The sequence below is a fragment of the Dictyoglomus sp. SSW genome, from assembly GCF_055181335.1.
In genome coordinates, this window is record NZ_CM143705.1 from 1277592 (window position 1) to 1294463 (window position 16872).

Consider the following 16872-nt stretch of genomic DNA (forward strand, 5'->3'; position numbering starts at 1 on the left):
TTCTTACCCCCTCTCATAATGGGAGGGGGTTTTATAAAGGGAGGTAAGAAAGTAAGTGGAAGAGATAATAAGATTAGAAGGAATCACTAAGATTTTCCCAGGAGTTGTTGCAAACGATAATGTATCCTTATCAATTTATAAGGGAGAAATTCATGCAATTGTTGGAGAAAATGGTGCTGGAAAATCTACCTTAATGAAGATAATATATGGTCTTTATAGACCAGATAAAGGTGAAATTTATATAAGTGGGAAAAAGGTTAATATACATTCTCCTAAAATTGCTATAAATTATGGTATAGGTATGGTGCATCAGCATTTTATGCTGATACCTCCTTTTACAGTTATTGATAATATTATTTTGGGATCAGAAGTAAAAAATGGTATATCTTTAAATTTAAAAAAAGCTGAAGAGACTCTAAATGAAATTATTAATTCTCTTGGTTTTAAAATAGATTTGTATGAAAAGGTTGAAAATCTTTCTGTTGGTGAGGCCCAAAGGGTAGAAATTTTGAAACTTTTATACAGAAAGGCTGAAATATTAATTTTAGATGAACCTACAGCTGTGTTAGCTCCCCAAGAAGTAGAAGAGCTTTTCACTATTCTTAGAAAGCTTTCTTCTCAAGGGAAAACCATAATATTTATTTCTCATAAGTTGAATGAAGTCCTTGAGATATCTGATAGAGTAAGTGTAATGAGAAGAGGAAAATTAGTAAATACAGTAAATACTAAAGAAACAAATAAGTTTGAACTCGCTCAAATGATGGTAGGAAGAGAGGTTTTTCTAAAAGTTGATAAAATTAAGAGAGAAAGAGGAGGCGAAATATTTAGAGTTGAGGATATATGGGTAAGGGGAAGAAAGGGATTAGATGTAGTTAAAGGTGTATCTTTTAATATAAGAGAGGGAGAAATTTTGGGTATAGCAGGAGTTGAGGGAAATGGACAATCTGAGCTTGTAGAAGCTATAGTAGGGCTTTTACCTTTAAAAAGAGGAAAAATATTTTTTAAAAACAAGGACATAACTTTGGAAAAGATTAGACAAAGACGTCTTCTTTTTGGTCATATACCAGAGGATAGGCATAAAAGAGGATTAATCTTAGATTTCTCTGTAGCGGAGAATTGTATTTTAGGTCTTCACTATTTTAATAAATTTTCAAAGGGAATATTTATAGATTATTCAAAAGTGTATAAACATGCCAATGAAATTGTAGAGAAATATCAAGTAAAAACTCCTAACATAAAAATACCTATTAGGAATTTATCAGGTGGTAATCAACAAAAAATAGTTTTAGGAAGGGAATTAAGCTTTTTACCTGATCTTTTAATCGCAGCTCAACCAACTCGTGGTTTAGACATAGGAGCTACAGAATTTGTTCATCAACTTTTAGTAGATCTAAGAAATCAAGGAAAAGCTGTGCTTCTTGTTTCTGCGGATTTAGATGAAATTTTAAATTTAAGTGATAGAATTTTGGTAATGTATAATGGGGAAATAGTAGGATCTTTTAGTCAATCAGAAGTTGATGAAAAAGAATTAGGTTATTACATGACTGGAGTTAAGAGGCAGACTGAATTAAAGGAGGCATTAATTTGAAAAATCGGGAATTTATAGAAAACTTAATTCTCAGTATAATAAGTCCTTTAATATCAATATTTATAGCATTATTTTTTGGCGGGATTATTATTTATTTACTTGGACATAATCCATGGGAAACATATAGAGAAGTGATAAATTTTTCTCTTGGAAATCCAAATGGATGGGGTTATGTATTATTTAATACCACCTCTTTTATATTAGCTGGATTAGCAGTAGCTATTGGTTTTAAAGGAGGTCTTTTTAATATTGGTGCAGAAGGGCAAATTCTTGTAGGAGGATTAGTATCTGCTTTGGCAGGTCTTTATATAGCTCCGTTATTTCCACCTTTTCTACACTTACCCATTACTCTTGTTTTTTCTGCTTTAGGTGGAGCTATTTGGGCATTTGTTCCTGCCATATTAAAGGCAAGATTAGGGGTCCATGAAGTTATTAATACCATAATGATGAATTGGATAGGTTATGCTCTTACTAATTATTTAGTTGTTAATACTTTTAGAGAAAAAGGAGTTTTATATCCATTACCCCAAACTGATAAATTGCCTCCTTCAGCAGTTCTACCTAAGCTGTATTCAATTTTTCAAAAGATAGGTATTAATATACCAGAAAGTAACCCTGTAAATTATGCATTGGTAATTGCTACATTAATGGTTATAGTTACTTACTATTTATTATGGAAAACTAAATTAGGCTATGAGATAAGAGCTTTGGGGCTTAATATACATGCATCAGAGAATGCAGGTATAAATGTGAAAAATGTCATATTGGTAACTATGTTAATAAGTGGTGCTATAGCTGGACTTGCTAGTATAAACGATGTTTTAGGATATAGATACAGATATCTTGATAATTTTTCTCACGGACTTGGTTTTACTGGAATAGCAGTTGCTCTACTTGGGAAAAATCACCCTGTAGGCATAATATTTTCTGCACTTCTTTTTGGTGCATTAAATAGAATGGCTATTGGTATGGATGTTTTTACTCATATACCAAGAGAAATAATTTCAGTCCTACAAGCAGTCATAATATTAACTATTGTGGTAAGTAACGAAGTACTCATTCGCTTTCTGAAAAAAAGGAGGAAAGTTACATATGCTTGAAACAATTTTTGCCTGGGAAACCATAACTTCTGCTATAAGAATGGCAACTCCACTTGCTTATGCATCCTTAGGGGGAGTTTTTTCGGAAAGAAGTGGAGTAGTGAATATAGCTTTAGAAGGTATTATGTTATTTGGAGCATTTTTTGCTGCAGTTGGAACATATTTTTTTAAAAATCCTTTAATTGGATTATTATTCTCTATAATTGCTGGTTCAATTGTTGCATTTATTCATGCAGTGGTATCGATTAAGTTTAGAGTAAATCAGATAGTAAGTGGTACAGCATTAAACATGTTAGCTGTTGGAGGTACCACTTTTTTGTCAAGGCTGATATTTAAAGCTGCAGGATCTTCTCCCCACATTGAGGGTTTTGTACATATAGATATTCCAGTCATTTCTAAAATCCCTGGTATAGGGTTAATTTTTAGAGACCTTTCTCCACTAATCATCCTTATGATTGTTCTTGTCTTTTTGTCCCAATATATACTGTATAGAACAGTCTTTGGTTTAAGAATAAGGGCAGTAGGTGAAAACCCACAGGCAGCAGATACATTGGGAGTAAATGTTTATAAATACAGATATATAGGTGTGCTTATAAGTGGAATTTTAGGGGGTATAGGAGGTGCCTTTCTTTCCTTAGAACATGCGAGGGTTTTTGTCGAGAATATGACCGGGGGAAGGGGTTTTATAGCTCTTGCTGCTATGATATTTGGTAATTGGAATCCTATAGGTTCCTTAGGTGCATGTTTACTTTTCGGTCTGGCTGAAGCTCTAAGAATGAGACTAGAAGGTGTAGGTATTCCAACGCAATTTATACAAATGATACCTTATATTCTTACTATGTTAGTTTTAGCAGGAGCTGTAGGAAAATCTACTCCTCCTTCGGCAGATGGAGTACCCTATGAAAAAGAGGAGATATAGGGAAAAGTTTCAAATATTTGTTTATAAAAGTATTGCAGTTGTTCTTAGAAGATTACTAAAATGGTTTTATAATTTGAAAGTGTATGGTATTGAAAATATACCATTAGAAGGGCCTGTCATTATTGCTCCTAATCATAGGAGTAGTCTCGATGTTTTGGTTATAGCTACGACCCTGCCAAGACCTATTAAGGCTTTGGGTAAAATAGAACGATTCGAATATCCCATATTTGGTAGATTTGCAAGATATTTGGGAGGAATTCCAGTTAAAAGAGAAAATATTGATTTGTCTGCTGTAAAGGATGGTTTAGAAGCTATAAGAGAAGGTGAAGTATTATTAATATTTCCAGAAGGCACGCGTTTAAGAAGAGATAATGGAGATGTTAAAATCAAAAGAGGAATTGGTTATTTTGCAGCGAAGACTAAGGCTCCTGTTATTCCTACAGCTATAATTGGAGCTGATAATATATGGCCTCCTGAGAAAAAATTTCCTCATTTATCTGGCAAAATAAAAGTAATATACTCAGAACCATTAGTTTATGAGGGTGAACATGATAGAAAGAAAGAAGAAGAATTTACGAATAAAGTGATGGAAATAATAAATCAAATTTTAATGGAAGCAAGGATAGAAAATGAAAAGGATTAAGAAGGAAATTTCCTATTTTTTCTATAAAATAATTATTTATATTGTAAGATTTCTATTAAAAATTTTATGGGGCTATAAAGTTGAAGGGAAAGAAAAGATTCCTAAAGGTTCTTTCATTGTGGTTGCTAACCATGTCAGTTTATTGGATCCTATTGTTATAGGTGCTGCCTTTGATAAGAGACTTTTTTATCTTGCTAAAAAAGAGCTTTTTAAATCAAAGATTTTCAACCCTTTTCTAAGATGGCTTGGAGCTATAGATGTAGATAGACGAGATTTTAGGTTTGAAACATGGAAAAAGATTAAAAGACTTATAAAAGGAAATGAAATAATTGTAATTTTTCCTGAGGGAACAAGAAATGAACATCCTGAGAAAGGACTTCTTGAGATAAAGGATGGAGCTTCCACTCTTGCAATTACTCATGGTCTTCCCATACTTCCGATTGGAATTAAGGGTACTGAAAAGATCTGGAGAAGAAGAAAAGTAATTCCTCAATTAGGAGGAAATATTACTATAAAAATAGGAGGACCAATTTTTGTTATAAAAAATAATAAACCTACTAAAGAAGAGATAAAAGATCTTAATGATAAGATTAAAGAAAGTATTACGGAGCTTTTAAAATGAAGGTATATTTGGTAACACCTTATGGATGGTGTTCAGGTGTTAAGAAATCTATTAGTTTAGCGGAAAAGATTTTACAAACAAAAGGTGAAGTATATACATTAGGTGCATTAGTGCATAATCCAAAAGTGATAGAAGATTTAGAAAGAAAAGGAATAAAAATTTGGAATAATAAGTCAATTCCAGAGGGAAAAAAGCTTATTGTAAGAGCTCATGGTTTGCCATATAAGGAGGTAGAAAAATATAAAGAGTATGGTAATGAAATTTATGACGCAACGTGTCCCTTGGTTAAGAAGGTACAAAAATTAGCTGAATTTTTAAAAAAAAATGGTTATAAAGTATTAATTGTTGGTGAGAAAAAACATCCAGAAGTGATTGGTATAATGAGTTATGCTGAAGAAAAAGGCATAGTAATTGAAAATATTAATGATGCTATAATGGTAGAGTCATTTCCTAAAATAGGTATAGTTATTCAGACGACTCAAAGTTGGGAAGAGGTGGAAGAGATTATAAAGTTAATACTAACTAAAGGGAAGGAAATTAGGATTTTCAATACCATATGTCCTGAAGTTGAGAAAAGGCAGGAAAAGGCAAAGATATTATCAGAAATGGTAGAATTAGTGTTAGTTCTTGGAGGAAGAAATAGTGCTAATACAAGAAGATTGTATAATATTTTAGTTAAAAGTGTGCCTACTTATCATATAGAAAACTTAGAAGAAATTGATATGGAATGGTTTGATAATAAACAAAAAATTGGTATTATAACAGGCACATCTACACCAGATGCTTTTGTAGAGGAGGTTTTAAAATTATTAGAAACCCATCATCCCTTAGAGATACATTTGGTATAGAAGTAGGAATCCCTGTAGTAAGTATTGTAGGAAGGCCTAATGTAGGAAAATCTGTGCTCTTTAATAGAATTGCAGGAGAGGAAAAAGCTATAGTTGCTGATGAGCCTGGAGTTACTAGGGATCCTTTAGTGCACCTTTGCGAATATGAAGGTAAGTTTTTTTATCTTATAGATTCAGCAGGATATGGATTAAATGATGATTTAAGTGAACTTGTTAAAGAAAAAATATATGAAGTGATTGAAATAAGTGATCTTATACTATTTGTGGTAGATGGAAGGTCAGTGCTTACTTCTCTTGATTTTGAATTTGCTGAGATTCTTAGGAAATCTGGAAAAAAGATAATTTTAGTAGTAAATAAAATGGAAGGAAGAATTGATTCTGAAATTTATCTTTCTCCTTTTACTGTGTTGGGTTTAGGTGAACCTTTCCCTATCTCTGCTATTCATAAACAAAATCTTACTGAGCTTATTGAGAAAATATTATCCCTTATTCCAAATGTAGAAGTAGGAAAAGAAGAACAGTTAATAAAATTTGCTTTTGTAGGTAGACCAAATAGCGGTAAATCATCCTTAGTAAATACCTTGATAGGTAAATATAGAAATATTGTTAGTGAAATTCCTGGAACTACCAGAGATACGGTGGATATAATATGGGAATTTAATGGAAAGAAATACATGATTCTTGATACTCCAGGATTAAGAAGGCCCTCAAGAATTGAAGAAGAGCTCGAAGAATTATCAGTAAGAAAAGCATTAAATACTATAAAAAGATTGGATGTAGCTATAATGGTTGTTGACCTTTCGATAGGAATTAGAGATCAAGAGAAAAGAATTTTGCATTATATTGAAGATAAGGGAAAATCTTGTTTAATTGTTTTTAATAAAACAGATTTATTTCCCTCTTTGAAAGAAAGAAGAGAGTTTGAAAAAATAGTTCCAAGTTTACTTTCTCCTTTCGATTATTTTCCCTTTATATTTACATCTGCCCTTACTGGATATAATGTAAAAAAGATTATTCCTTGGGTAGACAAATTGTATGGACTAAGTCATATGAGAATTCCTACATCTCAAATTAATATGGCAATTCAAGAAGCTTTAAGTAGAGTTTCCTTCTCAAAAAAGAGTAAAAGCTTGAAAATTTATTATGCCACACAGGTTGAAACTTCTCCTCCAAGAATAGTCTTCTTCGTAAATGAACCAGAAATCATGAATAAGAATGTTCAAAAATATTTTGAAAAGTATATTAGAAATTACTTTTCTTGGACAGGTACTCCTATAAAAATAGAAGTAAGAAAGAGGGAGTAAAAGCCATGATCACAAAAATCTTATTAATGTTGATTTCTTATCTATTAGGATCTATACCTAGTGCATTAATTGTGGGTAAACTTTGGAAAGGTATAGACGTAAGAAAACATGGAAGTGGTAATTTAGGTGCTACTAATGTTCTTAGAGTGCTTGGATGGGGACCTGCTATTATTACAGCCTTAATGGATGTGGGTAAGGGAGTTTTAGCTGTATATCTTGCAACATTTATCCTTAAAAATGATCATATAGCTATTTTATTATGTGTTATCTCTGCAGTAATAGGACATTCTTTTCCTATATTTGCTGATTTTAGAGGAGGAAGAAGTGTAGGGATTTCTTTTGGTATTCTTTTTTATCTTTTCCCTAAAACCTCTTTGACTGTTCTGATAATTGCCATAATAATTGTGAGTATAACAAAATACAAATCAATAGCTTCTATAACCTCTGCTATTATTTATCCTTTTGTTTTATATTCTTTAGAAAGACCAGTAATGGAATATATGATTTGTGTGGTAATCGTATGTCTTTTTATTATTTATAGACATATACCTAATATTAGGAGGCTTATAAGAGGGGAGGAACATAAAATAGATTGGAGAATAAAAAGATAAAAATTACAGTTTTTGGTGGAGGAAGTTGGGGAACCACATTAGCAGATATATTATCGGAAAAGAATTATGATGTAACTCTTTGGGTACGAGATAGCAAAAAGGCGAAAATTATAGAAGAAAAAAAAGAAAATATCTTTTACCTTCAAGGGTATAAGTTAAATCCCAATTTAAAGATTACAAGTGATATAGAATTAGCCACAAAGGATACTCTGATAGCAATTTTGAGTATTCCTGTTCAAGGCTTGAGAGATTTTATTAGATCGAATAGATATTATCTTACCCATATTCCATATTTTGTTAACACTGGAAAAGGTATAGATATAGAAACTCTTAAAAGGCCTTCTGAAATAATAATGGAAGAGCTTAATATTGAACAGGGACAAGTTGCTATTTTTTCGGGTCCAAGTTTTGCAAAAGAGGTGATGGAAAGAAAACCCTTAGCTATGGTGATTGCTTCTCCAAGTATTGTAACTGCAGAATTTCTACAAAATATTTTTAATATGGATTTTATGAGAGTATATAGAAGTGATGATATAGTAGGTGTGGAATTAGGAGGTGCTCTGAAGAACGTAATTGCAATAGCAGCTGGAATATCGGATGGTTTAAATTTTGGATATAATGCAAAAGCAAGTCTTATTACAAGAGGTTTGGCAGAAATTAATAGGTTTGCTATTTTATTTGGAGCTAATCCTTTTACTATACTCGGTCTTTCTGGACTTGGAGATTTGGTACTTACAGCTACAAGTACTTTAAGTAGAAATTGGAGGGTAGGAAAATATGTAGGAGAAGGGAAAAGTTTACAGGAGGCATTATCTGAACTTCATGGTATGGTAGCAGAAGGAGTTTATACTGTAAAATCAGTTTATAATCTTTCCCAGAAATATAATATCTATATGCCTATTACTGAAGAAGTTTATGAAGTATTGTATAGTGGAAAATCCCCTAAATCAGCTCTAATAAGTCTTTTATCAAAAGAACTAAAACGCGAAATTGACGAAAATTTTCAAATAAACTTGTTATAAAAAATTACTCTTGTTATAATACTTTTAGAAATATAAAAAATTTTGAGGTGTATTAAAGTATGGAAAAAGAGAAAGCATTAGAATCAGCAATTTTTCAGATTGAGAAACAATTTGGAAAAGGCTCCATAATGAAATTAGGAAGTAATGAGAGATATGAGGTACCGGTCATACCGACTGGTATTCTTACCTTGGATTATGCTTTAGGAGTTGGAGGAGTTCCGAGAGGAAGAATTATTGAACTCTTTGGACCAGAAGGTTCTGGTAAGACAACAGTTGCCTTACAGATTATTGCTTCTGCTCAAAAACAAGGCGGAATTGCTGCTTTTATAGATGCTGAACATGCTTTTGATCCAAATTATGCAAAAAGAATAGGAGTAAATTTAGAAAATCTTCTTATCTCACAACCAGATACTGGAGAACAAGCATTAGAAATTGCTGAGATTCTTGTAAGAAGTGGCAGTGTAGATGTGATTGTCATAGATTCAGTAGCTGCTTTAGTGCCAAGAGCGGAGCTTGAGGGAGAGATGGGAGATGCCTTTATAGGTTTGCAAGCAAGACTTATGTCTCAAGCTTTGAGAAAGTTAACTGGAGTTATTAGCAAATCTAAAACTGTAGCCATATTTATCAATCAATTAAGAGAAAAAGTAGGAGTTTTCTTTGGAAATCCCGAAACTACACCTGGAGGAAGAGCTTTAAAATTCTATGCTTCAGTTCGTATTGATGTAAGGAAAGCAGAATCAATGAAAGAAGGAAGTGAGGTTACAGGGACAAAAGTAAAAGTTAAAGTTGTAAAGAACAAAGTAGCTCCTCCATTTAAAGAAGGTGAATTTGAATTAATATATGGTGAGGGAATATCAAGAGAAGGATGTATATTGGATGCTGGAGTAGAAGCAAAAGTTATAGAAAGAAGTGGTACATGGTATATATACAAAGATATAAGATTAGGGCAGGGTAGGGAGAATGCAAAAACATATCTTAAAGAGCATCCAGAACTTGCTGATGAGATAGAAAGAGAAATAAGAAAGATATGGGGTTTTGAAACTTCTCAAGTATCAGGAGAACCCAAAGAGAGTGAGAAAACAGAGACAAAAGAAGAAAAGACTACAAAAAGATCTTCTTCTAAATAACAAAATTATCTTAGAATCTTGACATCGGTTTATAGTATTTATATAATCAAAATCAAGAAATGCCGAGGTGGTGGAATTTGGCAGACACGTAGCATTGAGGGTGCTATGGGCTTACGCCCGTCCGGGTTCAAATCCCGGCCTCGGCACCAAATTAGAATATGAAACTCTTCCCCAATACTCAGGGAAGGGTTTTATTTTAATTAGCTGACGGAGGAATCATTGTTGTGGAAGATTGTTTGTTAGAGGTAAAAAATCTAAGAACATATTTTTTTACAGATGAAGGAATCGTTAAAGCAGTAGATGATGTATCCTTTGGTTTAAAAAAGGGAGAGAGTTTAGGAATTGTGGGAGAATCAGGAAGTGGTAAAAGTGTAACTGCTCTCTCTATCATGAGACTCATACAAGATCCTCCTGGAAAGATTGTTGGTGGAGAGATAATATTTAGAGGAGAAGATCTTCTTAAAAAGAAAGAAGAGGAAATGAGAGAGGTGCGCGGGAACAAAATATCTATGATATTTCAAGATCCAATGACCTCTCTCAATCCTGTTTTTACAATAGGGGATCAAATAATGGAAGCTATAATTCTACACCAAAAACTAGATAAGGTTTCAGCAAGAAAAAAAGCTATTGAGATGTTAGAACTTGTTAGAATACCGGAGGCATCTAAAAGAATTGATGAATATCCTCATCAATTTAGTGGTGGAATGAGACAAAGAGTAATGATAGCAATTGCACTATCATGTAGTCCTGAAATCCTTATAGCTGATGAGCCTACTACTGCTTTAGATGTTACAATTCAAGCTCAGATTATAGAATTAATTAAACAACTTCAAAAAGAATTAGGAATGTCTCTTATATTAATAACTCACGATATGGGAATAGTAGCAGAAACTTGTAAAAATGTGCTTGTTATGTATGCTGGGAAAGTAGTTGAGTTTGCTGATGTACGTACTATCTTCAAAAAGCCATCTCATCCTTATACAATTGGACTTCTTGAATCAGTGCCAAGGCTTGATGTAAGGAAAGAAAGATTGAAGGCTATAGAAGGTCAACCTCCAGATCTTGTTGCCCTTCCAAGTTATTGCTATTATGCTGAAAGGTGTCCTTATAAAACTGATAGATGTTTAGAAGAAATACCTGATTTAATTGAGGTAGAACCTGGGCATTATTCTCGCTGTTTTTATGCTAAGGGAATTGGAGTGAAAGTATGAATAACTATACAGATGATGTAATTTTAGAAGTCAGAAATCTAAAAAAATATTTTCCAATAAAAAGTGGCATCGTTTTTTCAAAACATGTGGGAGATGTAAAAGCTGTAGATGGACTAAGCTTTTATATTAGAAGGGGAGAAACATTAGGTCTTGTAGGAGAATCAGGTTGTGGGAAAAGTACGGTAGCGAGAACTATTATAAGACTTTTAGATCCTACAGATGGTGAAATTATTTTCGATGGGGTAGATATATCAAAACTTCCCCATAGTGCTCTAAGAAGAATAAGAAAAGATATGCAAATTATATTCCAAGATCCATATTCATCATTAAATCCAAGAATGACTATAAGTGAAATAATAGGTGAACCGTTACAAGTTCATAAAATAGTATCTTCTTCAAAAGAGAGAGAGAAGAGGGTACAAGAGTTATTAGAACTTGTAGGTCTTGCTCCTTACCATGCAACCCGTTATCCTCATGAATTTTCTGGGGGTCAAAGGCAAAGGATTGGAATAGCAAGAGCCCTTGCATTAAATCCAAAATTTATAGTTGCTGACGAACCAACATCTGCATTGGATGTATCTATAAGATCTCAGATTATAAATTTACTTCAAGATTTACAAAAAGAATTTAAATTAACTTATTTATTTATATCTCACGATTTAGCTGTTATAAGACATATATGTGATAGGATAGCTGTTATGTACTTAGGTAAGATTGTAGAACTTTCAGAAAATGATGATTTATATACTTCTCCACTGCATCCTTATACTCAAGCTCTTCTTTCTGCTATACCTATACCAGATCCTGAATTAGAAGAAAAAAGAAAAAAGATAGTACTTACAGGAGATATACCAAGTCCTTTAAATCCACCAACTGGTTGTAGGTTTCATACCAGATGTCCAAGCGTAATGGATGTATGTTCAAAAGTTGAGCCTGAATTAAAAGAAGTAAAACCAAATCATTTTGTGGCTTGCCATTTATATTGATATGGAAAAACAAGATTTTAAAAATCAACTAAAGAAAACTGCTCATCTGGCGAGATTATATCTAACGCTAGAAGAAGAAGAATTATTTTCTCGTCAATTACAAAGTATTCTTGATTATTTTAATAAACTTCAAGAATTAGACACTACTAATGTAGAGCCAATGGCACATGTATTACCTTTGTCCAATGTGTGGAGAGAGGATGATATTAGAAAGAGTATTCCTAAGGAAGAAATTTTTATGAATGCCCCTGAAGTGGAGGAAGATGGATTCAAAATTCCTAGAATTTTAAAAAGGGAAGAATAATTAGTATGAGAACTCTTAAGGAATTAAAAGATTTATATAGTAAAAATGAGATAAAAGTAAGGGAGTTAATAGATTTTTATCTAAAAAAGATAGAAGAATGGGAACCATTTATTCATGCTTTCCTTATATTGCCTTATAATGAAATAGAAAAACAAATTAGTGAAATTGAGAAAAAACCTAAAAATTTACCTCTTTATGGAATTCCTATTGCTGTAAAGGATAATATACTTACAAAAAATATTAGGACTACTTGCGCTTCCAAAATTCTTGAAAATTTTACACCTCCATATGATGCTACTGTTATAAGAAGGCTTAAAGATAATGGAGCGATAATAATTGGAAAAACAAATTTAGATGAATTTGCCATGGGTTCCTCTACAGAAAATTCTGCTTTTGGTCCTACTAAAAACCCTTGGGATATTGAGAGAGTTCCAGGAGGGTCAAGTGGTGGATCTGCAGCATGTGTTTCAGCAGGAGAAGTACCTGTTTCGATAGGATCTGATACGGGTGGATCTATAAGGTTGCCTGCGTCTTTTACTGGAGTTATAGGATTAAAACCCACATATGGCCTTGTATCACGATATGGACTTGTAGCCTTTGCATCATCCTTAGATCAGATAGGACCTTTTGGTAGAAGAGTAGAGGATGTGGCTTTAATTCTTCAGGTTATTGCTGGATATGACCCCATGGATTCTACGTCTTCTCCTTATGAGATTCCAAATTATTTTGAAAACTTGGGTAAGAGCGTAAAGGGATGGAAAGTAGGATTCCCTGAAGAACTTTGGCAGAAAGGGGTTTCAGAGGAAGTTTTAAGAGTTCTTGACAAATCCTTTGATATATTCAAGGATTTAGGAGTTGAAATAATAGAGATATCTCTTCCTTCTATAGAATATGCCCTTTCAGTTTATTATATCATTGCTACCTCTGAAGCAAGTTCCAATTTGGCAAGATATGATGGAGTAAAGTATGGATATAGAGAAGAGGCAGAAGATCTTATATCAATGTATAAGAACACAAGAGGTCATGGCTTTGGAAGTGAAGTTAAAAGAAGAATAATATTGGGTACTTATGCTTTAAGTGCTGGGTATTATGATGCCTATTATTTAAAGGCAACAAAGGTAAGGAATTTAATTAGAAAAGAATTTGAGGAAGCATTCAAAAAAGTTGATATAATTGTTTCACCAACAAGTCCTATACTCCCATTTAAATTAGGAGAGAAGATATCTGACCCTCTTCAAATGTATCTAACCGATATAATGACTATACCAGTAAACCTTGCTGGTATTCCTGCTATCTCTATGCCTGCTGGTTTCTATAATAATCTACCTGTAGGAATTCAATTCATGAGTACTTTCTTTTCAGAAAATAGACTTCTTCAGTTTGCTTATGCATATCAAGAAATGATGGATTTTTCAAGTAAATACCCAACTCTTCCTCAAAAGAGGAGGACTTAAAAATGCTAAAACCAGTAATAGGATTGGAAGTACATGCTCAGCTATCTACTGAAACTAAACTTTTTTGCTCTTGTAGTACGGATCATGAAAATGTCCCCCCAAATACTAATGTTTGCCCAATATGTATGGGGTTTCCAGGAGTCCTTCCAGTACTTAATAAAAAAGCGGTAGAATTTGCAATAAAGGCTGGTTTAGCTTTGAACTGCGAGATTTCAAATTATTCAAAGTTTGATAGAAAAAATTATTTCTATCCGGATTTACCCAAAGGATACCAAATATCTCAATATGATTTACCTTTATGCAAGAATGGTTATTTGGAAATTTTTGTGGATGGGGAAGTTAAGAAAATAAGAATAAAGAGAATTCATTTAGAGGAAGATGCTGGAAAATTATTACATATAGGGACAGGGGATAGATTATCAGAAGCCGATTACAGTCTTGTCGATTTTAATAGGGCAGGCATTCCTCTTATTGAGATTGTTACAGAACCTGATATAAATTCTCCTCAAGAAGCAAGAATATTTTTACAGGAACTAAGATTAATCTTAAGATATTTAGAAATAAGTAGCGGAGATATGGAAAAAGGTTCTCTAAGATGTGATGCTAATATTTCTATACAAACTCAGGAAGGAGTTTTAGGAACAAGAACTGAGATAAAAAATGTAAATTCTTTTTATTCCTTGGAAAAGGCTTTAGAATATGAAATTGAAAGGCAGATTGAACTTTTGAAAAATGGTGAACAAGTAATACAAGAGACAAGGCATTGGGATGAAAAAAAGCAAAAAACAGTGAGTTTAAGAGGAAAAGAAGAAGCAGAAGATTATAGATATTTTCCTGAACCTGATCTTTCCCCTTTAATCGTGACAGAGGAGATGAAGGAAAAAATAAAAAAGGAAATTCCAGTATTACCAAAGGAACTAAGAAGAAAATATTTTGCATTAGGTTTATTACCTAATGAAGTTGAGATAATTATTTCTGAAAGGGAATTAGCAGAATTTTTTGATAAGTCTCTAGTGTTATATACTAATCCCAAAAATCTTTTAAATTGGATATCTGTAGAAATCTTAAGTTATTTGAATGATAATAATATGTCCTTTAAAGATTTAAATATACTTCCTGAAAAATTTATAAAATTAATACAAATGGTAGATAAAAACGAAATAACACGTCCTGTAGCAAAGGACGTATTAAGAAAATATCTAACCACAGGTAAAGATCCAGAGAAGATAGTGGAAGAGGAAGGTTTAAAAACAGTATCTGATACTTCATATTTACAAGAGGTTATTCAAAAGGTTATATTAAATAATGAAAAAGCAGTTTCTGACTGGAAGAAGGGGAAGAAACAAGTCTTGAACTTTTTAGTAGGTCAGGTGATGAAAGAGACAAAAGGAAGAGCAAGTTTAGATTTAGTAAAAAATCTTCTTGAAGAAGAATTAAATAAATTATGAAAGAGAAAAAGCCCTTAGGTGAATATCTTTTAGAATTAGGACTTATAACAAAGGAGCAATTAGAGAAAGCTCTCGAGGAACAGAAGAAAACTGGGGTTAAATTAGGACAAATACTGATCGAGAGAGGATATGTAAAGCCCGAGGATATTGGAAAAGTATTAGAAAGGCAAAGTGAAATTCCCTATATTTCTTTGTCTGAAATCCCTATTGATGAAAAATTAGCTGGATCCTTTCCAGAAAATCTTTTAAGAAAATATAAATTTATACCTATGAAAAGAGAAAGTGGAATAATACATGTTGCTATAGTTCCTCCTATTGATCCTGTAGTAGTAAATGAAATAAGAAGAATAGTAAAGGCACCAATAAGATTGTTTATTACTACCGATAAAGAGTTTAATCAGATTATGTCAAAACTTTTCCCTTTAGAGAAGAGTACCCTTTCTGCTGTTCAAGACTTTCAAAGGAGTATGCCGGTAGAAACAATAGTTGAAGCCCCTCCTGCAATAGGCGTTGAAGAAGCACCTATTGTTAGATTGGTATCTTCTATAATTAATGAAGCAATCACAAGAAATGCCAGCGATATCCATTTAGATCCCCAAGAGAAAGAGATGAAGGTAAGATATAGAATCCATGGAATTCTTTATGATATTATGAGTATTCCTAAGGAAATTCAAGATGCTGTAGTAACAAGAATAAAGGTAATATCAGGAATGGATATAGCAGAAAGAAGAAGACCTCAAGATGGAAGAGCAACTTATAGATATGAAAATAAAATCTTTGATTTAAGAGTAGCTTCAGTGGGTACTATACACGGAGAAATGGTAGTTATAAGATTACTGGATAAATCAAAAGTACTTATTGAGCTTGATAGATTGGGCATGACAAATGAAGACCTTAATGTATTTGAACATCTTATAAAAAGACCTTTTGGAATGATCCTTGTCACAGGACCTACAGGAAGCGGTAAAACTACCACATTATACTCAGCTTTAAATGTTTTAAATAAACCATCAGTAAATATAATAACCTTAGAAGATCCGGTAGAATACGAACTTCCAGGAATAAATCAGATTCAGATACAACCAAAGATAGGTATAGATTTTGCTATGGGACTTAGAAATATCTTGAGACTTGATCCCAATATTATAATGGTGGGTGAAATTAGGGATTCAGAAACATTAAATACCGCTATTGAAGCTGCTCTAACGGGTCATTTGTTGTTAAGTACTTTTCATGCAAATGATTCTGTAAGTGCTGTGGCGAGATTGATACAAATGGGGCTGGAACCTTTTTTAATTGCATCTTCACTTATAGGGATAGTAGCCCAAAGATTAGTAAGGACTATATGTTTATCTTGTAAAGAAGAGTATATACCTTCATCGGAGGAAATAGAAGAACTCGGATTAACAAAAGATGAAGGAAGAAATATAAGACTTGTGCGAGGAAAAGGTTGTCTATTCTGTAATTATACAGGATATTCAGGAAGAACTGGAATTTTTGAGTTATTAAAAATAACTAAGAACATAAGGACATTAATAAATAAAAGGGCATCTATTGATGAAATTAGGGATATGGCATTAAGAGAGGGGATGAAAACCTTACATATGAATGCAAGAGAAAAGGTATTATCAGGAATAACTACTATTGAGGAGGCACGTAGAGTAATAGCTTGGGAGGAGGATTAA

Annotated in this window: 16 protein-coding genes and 1 tRNA gene; all 17 read left to right on the forward strand. The window is 32.8% G+C overall.

Going from position 1 to position 16872, the window contains the following annotated elements; all coding sequences use genetic code 11:
• Positions 1–55 precede the first annotated feature (55 nt).
• The 17 genes from ACY3JM_RS06195 (at position 56) to ACY3JM_RS06275 (ending at position 16872) form a co-directional block, all read left to right on the forward strand.
• Positions 56–1588: an ABC transporter ATP-binding protein gene (locus tag ACY3JM_RS06195; RefSeq protein WP_463111146.1), complete on the forward strand. Its 1533-nt coding sequence runs from the start codon at positions 56–58 to the stop codon at positions 1586–1588.
• Positions 1585–2688 carry an ABC transporter permease gene (locus tag ACY3JM_RS06200; RefSeq protein ID WP_463082073.1) on the forward strand — a complete coding sequence of 368 codons (1104 nt, stop codon included), beginning with the start codon at positions 1585–1587 and terminating at the stop codon, positions 2686–2688. The genes ACY3JM_RS06195 and ACY3JM_RS06200 overlap by 4 nt, the downstream gene beginning before the upstream one ends.
• Positions 2681–3607, forward strand: coding sequence for an ABC transporter permease (locus tag ACY3JM_RS06205; protein WP_463082072.1), 927 nt, complete (start codon positions 2681–2683; stop codon positions 3605–3607). Before ACY3JM_RS06200 ends, ACY3JM_RS06205 begins: the two co-directional genes overlap by 8 nt.
• Positions 3588–4250: a lysophospholipid acyltransferase family protein gene (locus ACY3JM_RS06210; protein WP_463082071.1), complete on the forward strand. Its 663-nt coding sequence runs from the start codon at positions 3588–3590 to the stop codon at positions 4248–4250. The genes ACY3JM_RS06205 and ACY3JM_RS06210 overlap by 20 nt, the downstream gene beginning before the upstream one ends.
• Positions 4237–4872 carry a lysophospholipid acyltransferase family protein gene (locus ACY3JM_RS06215; RefSeq protein WP_463082070.1) on the forward strand — a complete coding sequence of 212 codons (636 nt, stop codon included), beginning with the start codon at positions 4237–4239 and terminating at the stop codon, positions 4870–4872. Before ACY3JM_RS06210 ends, ACY3JM_RS06215 begins: the two co-directional genes overlap by 14 nt.
• Complete coding sequence (gene ispH, locus ACY3JM_RS06220) at positions 4869–5720, forward strand: 4-hydroxy-3-methylbut-2-enyl diphosphate reductase (RefSeq protein WP_463082069.1); 852 nt, start codon at positions 4869–4871, stop codon at positions 5718–5720. Before ACY3JM_RS06215 ends, ispH begins: the two co-directional genes overlap by 4 nt.
• Before the next feature lie 23 nt (positions 5721–5743).
• Entirely contained in the window at positions 5744–7024 is a 1281-nt protein-coding gene (gene der / locus ACY3JM_RS06225; protein ID WP_463111804.1) for a ribosome biogenesis GTPase Der, read from the forward strand.
• Between the two features lie 5 nt (positions 7025–7029).
• Entirely contained in the window at positions 7030–7635 is a 606-nt protein-coding gene (plsY, locus tag ACY3JM_RS06230) for a glycerol-3-phosphate 1-O-acyltransferase PlsY (RefSeq protein WP_463111147.1), read from the forward strand.
• Positions 7617–8657, forward strand: a complete 1041-nt coding sequence (locus ACY3JM_RS06235) for an NAD(P)H-dependent glycerol-3-phosphate dehydrogenase (RefSeq protein ID WP_463082067.1) — start codon at positions 7617–7619, stop codon at positions 8655–8657. The genes plsY and ACY3JM_RS06235 overlap by 19 nt, the downstream gene beginning before the upstream one ends.
• A gap of 59 nt (positions 8658–8716) precedes the next feature.
• Positions 8717–9784, forward strand: coding sequence for a recombinase RecA (recA, locus tag ACY3JM_RS06240; RefSeq protein ID WP_463082066.1), 1068 nt, complete (start codon positions 8717–8719; stop codon positions 9782–9784).
• Positions 9785–9845: 61 nt separating this feature from the next.
• Positions 9846–9933 (forward strand) — tRNA-Leu (locus tag ACY3JM_RS06245).
• 75 nt (positions 9934–10008) lie between these two features.
• On the forward strand, positions 10009–10995 hold the full coding sequence (locus tag ACY3JM_RS06250; RefSeq protein WP_463082065.1) for an ABC transporter ATP-binding protein: 987 nt from the start codon (positions 10009–10011) through the stop codon (positions 10993–10995).
• Positions 10992–11981 carry an ABC transporter ATP-binding protein gene (locus tag ACY3JM_RS06255; RefSeq protein ID WP_463111148.1) on the forward strand — a complete coding sequence of 330 codons (990 nt, stop codon included), beginning with the start codon at positions 10992–10994 and terminating at the stop codon, positions 11979–11981. The genes ACY3JM_RS06250 and ACY3JM_RS06255 overlap by 4 nt, the downstream gene beginning before the upstream one ends.
• Positions 11959–12285 carry an Asp-tRNA(Asn)/Glu-tRNA(Gln) amidotransferase subunit GatC gene (gene gatC, locus ACY3JM_RS06260; RefSeq protein WP_463082063.1) on the forward strand — a complete coding sequence of 109 codons (327 nt, stop codon included), beginning with the start codon at positions 11959–11961 and terminating at the stop codon, positions 12283–12285. Before ACY3JM_RS06255 ends, gatC begins: the two co-directional genes overlap by 23 nt.
• Before the next feature lie 5 nt (positions 12286–12290).
• Entirely contained in the window at positions 12291–13739 is a 1449-nt protein-coding gene (gene gatA / locus ACY3JM_RS06265; protein ID WP_463111149.1) for an Asp-tRNA(Asn)/Glu-tRNA(Gln) amidotransferase subunit GatA, read from the forward strand.
• Between the two features lie 2 nt (positions 13740–13741).
• Complete coding sequence (gatB, locus tag ACY3JM_RS06270; protein ID WP_463111150.1) at positions 13742–15187, forward strand: Asp-tRNA(Asn)/Glu-tRNA(Gln) amidotransferase subunit GatB; 1446 nt, start codon at positions 13742–13744, stop codon at positions 15185–15187.
• Positions 15184–16872, forward strand: a complete 1689-nt coding sequence (locus ACY3JM_RS06275) for a GspE/PulE family protein (protein ID WP_463082060.1) — start codon at positions 15184–15186, stop codon at positions 16870–16872. Before gatB ends, ACY3JM_RS06275 begins: the two co-directional genes overlap by 4 nt.